The 8,581-nt window shown below is 65.1% G+C and carries 7 protein-coding genes; 5 read left to right on the plus strand and 2 right to left on the minus strand.

The features are described 5' to 3' along the window. Positions 1-242: 242 nt before the first annotated feature. The 5 genes from traA (at position 243) to V5F77_RS24740 (ending at position 6,506) form a co-directional block, all read left to right on the plus strand. On the plus strand, positions 243-3,554 hold the full coding sequence (traA, locus tag V5F77_RS24720) for a Ti-type conjugative transfer relaxase TraA (protein ID WP_429007850.1): 3,312 nt from the start codon (positions 243-245) through the stop codon (positions 3,552-3,554). Next, positions 3,551-4,087 carry a conjugative transfer signal peptidase TraF gene (gene traF / locus V5F77_RS24725; RefSeq protein ID WP_429007851.1) on the plus strand — a complete coding sequence of 179 codons (537 nt, stop codon included), beginning with the start codon at positions 3,551-3,553 and terminating at the stop codon, positions 4,085-4,087. Before traA ends, traF begins: the two co-directional genes overlap by 4 nt. Next, positions 4,041-5,246: a conjugal transfer protein TraB gene (locus V5F77_RS24730; protein ID WP_429007852.1), complete on the plus strand. Its 1,206-nt coding sequence runs from the start codon at positions 4,041-4,043 to the stop codon at positions 5,244-5,246. The genes traF and V5F77_RS24730 overlap by 47 nt, the downstream gene beginning before the upstream one ends. A 13-nt stretch (positions 5,247-5,259) precedes the next feature. Then, on the plus strand, positions 5,260-5,856 hold the full coding sequence (locus V5F77_RS24735) for a TraH family protein (RefSeq protein WP_429007853.1): 597 nt from the start codon (positions 5,260-5,262) through the stop codon (positions 5,854-5,856). Between the two features lie 335 nt (positions 5,857-6,191). Next, positions 6,192-6,506 carry a transcriptional repressor TraM gene (locus tag V5F77_RS24740; protein ID WP_429007857.1) on the plus strand — a complete coding sequence of 105 codons (315 nt, stop codon included), beginning with the start codon at positions 6,192-6,194 and terminating at the stop codon, positions 6,504-6,506. Between the two features lie 10 nt (positions 6,507-6,516). On the opposite strand, the gene V5F77_RS24745 is transcribed toward V5F77_RS24740, so the two are convergent. Together V5F77_RS24745 and V5F77_RS24750 are read right to left on the minus strand one after the other, a co-directional pair. Then, a complete protein-coding gene (locus V5F77_RS24745) occupies positions 6,517-7,233 on the minus strand; it encodes an autoinducer binding domain-containing protein (RefSeq protein WP_429007854.1) in 717 nt (238 codons plus the stop codon). Positions 7,234-7,334: 101 nt separating this feature from the next. Beyond that, on the minus strand, positions 7,335-8,534 hold the full coding sequence (locus V5F77_RS24750; protein WP_429007855.1) for an IS256 family transposase: 1,200 nt from the start codon (positions 8,532-8,534) through the stop codon (positions 7,335-7,337). Between the last annotated feature and the right edge of the window lie 47 nt (positions 8,535-8,581).

An 8,581-nucleotide genomic window follows, 5' to 3' on the forward strand; every position in this document is an offset into this window, starting at 1 on the left:
GAGCCTCCTTGTCTGGATTGAGCGAAGCACCAGACAAGCATCGACGGGGAGGGCGCGAAGCGCACCCCCGTTAATTCTACAGTCGGCGGAGCCGATGCCGTTTGAGATCATCCCGCCGTTCCGAAGGAATGGTCCAAGGGCGCAGTTATACGTCGCTGGCGCGACGTGCTGCTTCCCGCCCCGCCGGGCGGGGCCGATCCCGACGAACACCATATTCGTTCGTCGTCGGGATCGCTCCAGCCGTGGCCATCACGCATTTCACCGTCCAGATCATCAGCCGCGGCGATGGCCGCAGCGCTGTTCTGTCGGCCGCGTACCGCCATTGCGCCCGCATGGAGCACCAGAGGGAGGCGCGCACCGTCGACTATTCGAACAAGCACGGCCTGATCCATGACGAGTTCCTGCTGCCTCCGGACGCGCCGGCCTGGGCACGCGCTCTGATCGCCGATCGTTCGGCCGCAGGCGCGGCGGAGGCGTTCTGGAACAAGGTCGAGGCCTTCGAGAAGCGCTCCGATGCCCAGCTCGCACGGGAGGCGATCATCGCTCTGCCGGTCGAGCTGACACCCGAGCAGAACATCTCGCTGATGCGGCAGTTCGTCGAGCAGGAGATTCTTGCACGCGGACAGGTCGCTGACTGGGTCTATCATGACGAGCCCGGCAATCCGCATGTCCATCTGATGACGACGCTGCGGCCGCTGGCCGAGGAGGGCTTCGGAGGAAAGAAGGTCGCCGTCGTCGGTGACGATGCACAGCCGCTGCGCACCGAGGCCGGCAAGATCCGCTATGAGCTGTGGTCTGGCGGCAAGCAGGAGTTCCTGGCGCAGCGGGCGCGCTGGGTCGACCTGCAGAACCACCATCTGGCGCTCGCCGGCCTCGACATCCGCGTCGACGGCCGCTCCTATGCCGAGCGCGGCATCGACCTCGTGCCGACCACGCATATCGGCGTCGCCGCGAAGGCGATCGAGCGCAAGGCCAAGCGTGAAGGCTGGGCGCCGGGGCTCGAGCGGCTGGAGGCTTTCGAGGAGAACCGTGCCGAGAACGCCAGCCGGATTGAGCGGCGTCCAGAGATCGTGCTCGACATCGTCAGCCGCGAGAAGAGCGTCTTCGACGAGCGCGATATCGCCAAGGTTCTGCATCGCTATGTCGATGATCCCGGCACCTTCCAGAACCTGCTGCACTGGATCCTGCAGAGCCCGGACGTCGTACGGCTGCAGTCCGAGGGCATTGATTTCGCGACGGGCGCGCGGGCGCCGGCGCGGCATACGACGCGCGAGCTGATCCGGCTCGAAGCCGAGATGGCCAACCGCGCGATCGGCTTCGCCAAGGTCGATGGCTTCGTCGTGCGGGAGAAGGTGGCGGAGGCGGTGCTGGCGCGGCACGCGCGGCTCTCGGTCGAGCAGCGCACGGCGATCGAGCATGTGACGGCGCCGACGCGGATAGCCGCCGTGGTGGGTCGCGCTGGAGCCGGCAAGACCACCATGATGCGGGCCGCGCGCGAGGTGTGGGAAGCGGCAGGCTATCGCGTCGTCGGTGCGGCTCTCGCCGGCAAGGCCGCCGACGGACTGGAAAAGGAAGCCGGCATCGTCTCGCACACGCTGTCGTCCTGGGAGCTGCGCTGGCAGAACGGCCGGGACCCGCTCGACGCGAAGACGGTCATGGTGATCGACGAGGCGGGCATGATCGCCTCGCGGCAGATGGCGACCTTCGTGGAAGCCGCCTCACGGGCGGGTGCCAAGCTCGTGCTGGTCGGCGATCCTGACCAACTGCAGCCGATCGAGGCGGGCGCCGCGTTCCGCGCGATCGTCGAGCGCATCGGCTATGCCGAACTCGAGACCATCTATCGCCAGCGCGAGCAATGGATGCGGGATGCCTCGCTCGATCTTGCCCGCGGCCGGGTGGCTCAGGCGCTGTCCGCCTATCGCAGTCAAGGCAGGATCCTCGGCTCCGAGCTCAAGGCGCAGGCGATCGCCAACCTGATCGACGACTGGAATAGAGACTACGATCCGTCGAAGTCGTTGCTCATCCTCGCCCATCTGCGCCGCGACGTCCGCTCGCTGAACGACCTGGCGCGTGCCAAGCTGATCGAGCGCGGCATCCTGGATGACGGTCATGCCTTCAGGACCGAGGACGGAGTGCGCCGCTTCGCCGCCGGCGACCAGATCGTCTTCCTGCGCAACGAGGGCTCGCTCGGCGTCAAGAACGGCATGATCGGAAAGGTGGTTGAAGCCGAGCCGAGGCGCTTCGTCGCCGAGATCGGGGAGGGTGAACATCGCCATCGTGTCGAGGTCGATCAGCGCTTCTACCGCAATGTCGACCACGGCTATGCCACGACGGTCCACAAGTCCCAGGGGGCCACGGTCGACCGCGTGAAAGTGCTGGCGACGCTCTCGCTCGACCGGCACCTGACCTATGTGGCGATGACCCGGCACCGTGAGGATGTCGCGCTCTATTACGGTCGCCGTTCGTTCGGCAAGGCCGGCGGGCTGATCCCGATCCTGTCGAAGCTGAACGCCAAGGAGACGACCCTCGATTATGCGGACGGCCGCTTCTACCGCGACGCCCTGCGCTTCGCCTCGAACCGCGGCCTGCACATTGTCCAGGTTGCCCGCACGCTCGTTCGCGATCGCGTCCGCTGGACCGTCCGCCAGAAGGAGAAGGTAGCCGACCTGGCGCATCGGCTGCGCGTCGTCGGCGAGAAGCTCGGCCTGGTCGAACCTCGCAAATCAACCGTCACCGCCGCGAAGAAGGAGGCCGCACCGATGGTTGCCGGTGTCATCGCATTCCCCAAATCCCTCACCGAGGCCGTCGAGGACAAGATCCTCGCCGATCCCGCGGTAAAAAAGCAGTGGGAGGAGGTCTCCACCCGCTTCCGGCTGGTCTTCTCCGATCCCGAGACTGCGTTCCGGGCGACCGCCATGGACGCCATGCTGAAGGATCCCGCTGCGGCCAGATCGACGCTGGAGCGGCTTGCGGCGAAGCCGGATTCCTACGGCGCCCTGCGTGGCAGGACCGGTTTGCTCGCCAGCAAGGCCGACAAGCAGGAGCGCCAGCGCGCCGAGGTCAATGCGCCAGCCCTGAAGAAGGACATCGAGCGCTATCTGCGCCTGCGCGCGGAGGCTGAGCACAAGCATGAGGCCGAGGAGCGGTCGATCCGTCATCGCGTCGCCGTCGATGTCCCGGCTCTCTCGGCGGCCGCGCACCGAGTGCTCGAGCGCGTGCGTGACGCCATCGACCGCAACGACCTTCCCGGCGCGCTCGGCTTCGCGCTGGCGGACAGAATGGTCAAGGCCGAGCTCGACGCCTTCGGACGGGCGATCTCGGAGCGCTTTGGCGAGCGCACCCTGTTGGTCAACGCAGCCCGTGACGCCGGCGGCAGCGTTTTCGAAAAAGCGGCGGAAGGGCTCCGTGGCACCGAGCGCGAAAAGCTTCGAGAGGCATGGCCACTCCTGCGCACATCGCAGCAGCTCGCCGCCCACGAGCGCACCGCCGCGCGGATGAAGCAGGCAGAGGAACAGCGCTTGTCGCTGCGCCAGAGCCCGGTGATGAAGCCGTGAGGTGCCAACCATTACTCGTCGTCCTGGCTGGCGGTGTCGCGCTACCGATCATCATCATCATCGTCGCCGCCGGCTGGTTGGGCGGTCTGCGCATCAACACCACCCCGAGCGAACCCCTGGGTTTGTGGCGGATCGAGCGGCTGGATCGTCCGCTCGCCGTCGGCGATCTTGTCTTCATCTGCCCGCCACGGACCGCCGTATTCGCCGAGGCCCTTGCCCGCGGCTATCTCCGTCGCGGCCTCTGCTCAGGCGGGATGGCGCCGCTCATCAAGACGGTGGTCGCCGCGTCCGGCCAGTCGATTGAAATCGGCCGCGATGTCCACATTGATAGCGAGCCCCTTCCCCACTCCGCGATCCGGGCTGCCGATGCAGCAGGGCGACCACTTCACTCCTTTGCCGGCGGCCTGGTGCCGGCCGGACACCTTTTCCTCCACTCGTCCTTCGCGGGGTCATATGACTCAAGATATTTTGGGCCGGTTCCGGTCGATGGCCTGCTCGGTCTCGCCCGACCGCTCGTCACCTTCGATCCTTGAGCGCTGGCGATCGCCGATCCTCGTGCTTGCCGCCGTCGTTGTGGGGGCTGTTGGCTGGAGTGGTCATGTGCTCACCTTGCCGGTCGCACTGCTGTTCCCTGTTCTGTGGTCGTCGGCGCCGTCACGGATGATGGTTGGACTGATCTCGGCAGGCTATTTCCTCGCCGCCTCGCGCGGCCTTCCTCAGGGCGTTGCGACCTTCTTCGCCTCGGATTTCGGATCGGGCCTGCTGCTTTGGGTTGGCGCGTCACTTTCCTTTGTCGTGGTCCAGACCGCGCTTTGGACGAAGCGGTCGGGAACACAAAAGGGGCTGCGATTTCTGTTGGCGACGGTTCTGATGGCGGCACCGCCTTTCGGGATCACCGGCTGGGCGCAGCCGGTGACGGCTGCCGGCGTCCTGTTTCCCGGATGGAGCTGGTGGGGGCTGGCAGCGACCGTCATTGGCCTCGTCCTCCTGACGACGGACCGATGGCGATCGGCGCTTCTCGTTCTCTATGTCGCCTGGCTTTGGTCGGCCGTGACCTGGGTGCCGCCTGTGGAACCGGCCAAGTGGAAGGCTGTGGACCTCGACCTCGGTCGAAGCCTCGGTCGTGACCTCGCACTTGAGCGACAGCGCGATCTGGTCGACAGAGCGCGACTGGCCGCAGGCGAGGTCGCGGATGTGGTTGTCCTGCCCGAGAGTGCGCTCGGCTTCTGGACCCCGACCGTCGAGAGGTTGTGGCATGACGAGCTCGGCGGCGGCGGCGGGATCATCGTTATTGCCGGCGCGGCAATCGTCGACGACAAGGGCTATGATAATGCCATTGTGGCGATTTCGGCGGCGGGCGGCCAGGTTCTCTATCGTGAGCGCATGCCCGTTCCCGTCTCCATGTGGCAGCCATGGAGGACCCTGACCGGCCAGGTCGGCGGCGCTCGGGCGAATTTCTTTGCCAACCCGGTCGCCGAGCTCGCTGGAGCGAGGATCGCGCCGCTGATCTGTTACGAGCAGCTCCTGGTCTGGCCAATCCTGCAGTCGATGCTGCACGCCCCCGATGTTGTCATCGGGATCGGCAATGCCTGGTGGACGGCCGGATCGTCAATCACAGATATCCAGCGTGCCAGTCTGGCGGCGTGGGCGAGTCTGTTCGGTCTCCCGCTCGTCGTCGCGGTCAACACCTGAAGAAGGAGGCGGGATGATCGACGTGGCCCTCATCCACCAATGCGCGGATCCTGACCTCAAACCGGCCATCGTGGAGAGATTCATCGAGCAGGCGGGATCCCCGGATGCTCTCGCCGTCACGATCCGCACTGGCAATCGCGTCGTTCTCGCGCCAAGGCCGACGACGTCGGAGGAAGCCTTGGAGCTCGTCCGGCAGCATGTCGGCCGCAATGTCGTACGCGTTGGCATTACCCAGTATCCGGCCGGACTTGGCATCTCCGATTCGCGCGAGCTGAGGCCGGACCTGCTCGACGCATGCGCGAATGTCCGAATGGGGACCGCCTTGTTCGCCAAGGTCTACCGGATCGTCGTCAAATGGTATGGCGGCCCGCGGGATGAAGCGGTCGAAGACGCTATTCTCGCCTGGCGAACAGGCACCTTCGAGGGGATCGGGGTATTCAACGCGCCAGACCCCGGTGGCGTGTCTGCGGTGCCGGCAGGCATCCCTCCGAAGGATGTTCGAGAAGAGGCACCTCCAGAAGCCGGCTCGGCGCAGCCGGTCCAAGGCCCGGAGGATCCTAACAAGGCCGGCATCCGAGTCGATCTCTCCGGAATTGGAAATCGGCCGTGATCTAGATGGTGCGCATCGCGGGTATGCGCACGGGGTGCATATCAGCCACGAGCAGCAATCGTCACGACTGGTGCTGACCCGACAATCCATCTTATAAGGGGCGCGGGGCAGTACGCGCTGCCCTGGGGCGTAGAAACCCCTGATTAGCGGTTGGTGCCGGCCGTGACGGCACCGGAATCCTCTGGCCATTTGGCCGGGGGCCTGTGACGTATGTCCAGGCACTCCGGTGCTAAAGGTCATAGGACCGTCTAGTCACGGTTTTCTACCCCCCGGCTTGGGTTCAGGGATTGGCGTTTGCGGGGGCGCACCGCGAACCAACTTCAAGCTTGGTGGTGATGTTGGAATCGGAGCTTTCCAGCCAGCCGGAGCAAGAGGTAGTCCTGCGGGACCACCTCGCATCCGTGGACAAGACGGTGCTGGAGCGCCTGACAATCGAGGCGATCCTTGAGCATCGACGCCTTCTGGAGTCGGATCAGCTCCTGCACGAGGAATGGCGGCGTGCCGCCGCGAACCCCCGGGTTCCGTGTGAACATGCTGAGAAGTTGCGCGCCCAATGCCTCGATCGGCAGCGACTTTCCGCCGCGCAGCAGGAGGTCCTGTCCACCATGCTGGACCTGCTCGGCTACATTCCGGAGATGCGGTCCGATTGATCGGCAGAGGTCACTCGGGACCGATGAGCCCGTGATCTTTCGCGATGGCGACGGCTTGGACAAGGTTCGCGGCATCGAGCTTTCCGCGTACATTGTCGAGATAATGTTGCACCGTGCGATGCTGTACATTCGTCAGGTCAGCGATATCTTGCATGGACTTTCCTTTGGCCGCCCATCGGAGGCATACAAGCTCCTTTGGCGACAGGCCGAAGTCGGTCGGACGACCGGGACGTTCTGCCAGCAGCTTCAATCGATAGTAGGCGCACAGGGCCGCCCGTGCTGCGCCTTCCGCGTCGCGCACATGGGCAGAATCAATCCGTGCGCGGGAGGAGGCCAACGTCAGCATCAGGGTTGACTGGAAGCTGCCACGGATCGCCGTTGTGATGCCTGAGCGAATTCCGAAATCCATGGCCTCTGATCGGAAGCGCCTGAATTCACGTGAATCGCTGTGTTTTAGCCACGTCTCCGCCGACCAGTCGAACATCGCCACCCTGCGCTTCGCTTGGGCGACGACCGGATCGATCACGGAATACCTCTTGTCGAGGTAGATATTTTCCCATTCCGCCGGGTAGCTGTTGAATGTCCTGATGTCGGAAGCCGCTATCTGGAGATACGCGAAGCGCTCGAACCCGCAGGCAACGGCGTAAGTTTTGAGAGCAGCTTTGACGGTGCGTTCGTCATTCGCTACGTCGACTGTATCAATCAAGGATTGAAGCTGTCCGTCCAACCGTAGTTCCTTCCTTCCGTCCAACGGAGACGGATCATGTCCCACCACGTGGTGTAGGTGGCGCTGGCGGTCGCCGTCGTGTTCGGCGCGGGTCTTGCTGATCAGGATGCCGCGGCGGGCATGCTGATGAGGGCATCATTGCCCAGCGGGGCGATGGTTTCCAGCGTCATGTAGCGGGCGCGCTGAACCGCCCATTCGTCATTCTGCTCCAGCAGCAGGGCGCCGACGAGCCGGATGATGGCATCATCATTGGGGAAGATGCCGACGACCTCGGTGCGGCGCTTGATCTCGCCGTTCAGGCGTTCGATCGGATTGGTGCTGTGCAGCTTGGCGCGATGTTCCTTCGGGAAGGACATGTAGGCCAGCACGTCATGCTCGGCCTCGTCCATGATGGTGGCCAGCTTGGGCACCTTGGGTCGGATCTGATCGGCGACGGTGCGCCATTGGGCGCTGGCGGCCTCGGCACTGTCCTGGGCGAAGGCGGTGGCGATGAAGGCCGAGACCACCCGCCGCCCGCTCTTGCCGGCATGGGCTAGGGCATTGCGCTGGAAGTGCACCCGGCAGCGCTGCCAGGTGGCGCTGAGAACCTTCGACACCGCCGCCTTGATGCCCTCGTGGGCATCGGAGACCACCAGCTTCACCCCGCGCAGGCCCCGGCGGGTCAGCTTGCGCAGGAACTCGGTCCAGATCGGCTCCGCCTCGGAGGTGCCGATCTCCAGCCCCAGCACCTCGCGCCGCCCGTCAGTATTGACCCCGATGGCGATGATCACCGCAACGGAGACGATGCGCCCGCCGCGCCGGACCTTCAGATAGGTGGCGTCGATCCACAGATAGGGCCAGTCGCCCTCGATCGGCCGGTTCAGGAAGGCCTTCACCTTGCCGTCGATCTCTTCGCACAGCCGCGACACCTGGCTCTTGGAGATGCCCGACATGCCCATGGCCTTGACCAGATCATCGACGGATCGCGTCGAGATGCCCTGCACATAGGCTTCCTGGATCACGGCGGTGAGGGCCTTCTCGGCCATCCGGCGCGGCTCGAGGAAGCCGGGGAAATAGCTGCCCTTGCGCAGCTTGGGGATGCGAAGCTCGACCGTTCCGGCCCGCGTCTCCCAGTCCCGCTCGCGATAGCCATTGCGCTGGGCCCGCCGGCCCGGGTCTTTCTCGCCATAGGCCGCGCCCGTTACGGCGCCGACCTCCAGTTCCATCAGGCGCTCGGCCGCAAAGCCGATCATCTCGCGCAGAAGGTCGGCATCGGGGGACTTCTCCACGAGGTCCCGGAAGCTCATCATGTCGGTGGTCATCGGTGGATCTTTCGGTCTGGCGTTGGTGTCAGCAACCAGACCCTAAC

It is taken from the genome of Roseixanthobacter psychrophilus, from assembly GCF_043195195.1.
Lineage (GTDB): Bacteria > Pseudomonadota > Alphaproteobacteria > Rhizobiales > Xanthobacteraceae > NCEH01.

Excerpts from the sequence above, each read along its gene's own strand:
- V5F77_RS24730 (WP_429007852.1), top strand. The coding sequence starts at position 4,041 with ATGGCCTGCTCGGTCTCGCCCGACCGCTCGTCACCTTCGATCCTTGAG.
- V5F77_RS24735 (WP_429007853.1), top strand. The coding sequence starts at position 5,260 with ATGATCGACGTGGCCCTCATCCACCAATGCGCGGATCCTGACCTCAAA.
- V5F77_RS24740 (WP_429007857.1), top strand. The coding sequence starts at position 6,192 with ATGTTGGAATCGGAGCTTTCCAGCCAGCCGGAGCAAGAGGTAGTCCTG.
- V5F77_RS24750 (WP_429007855.1), bottom strand. The coding sequence starts at position 8,534 with ATGACCACCGACATGATGAGCTTCCGGGACCTCGTGGAGAAGTCCCCC.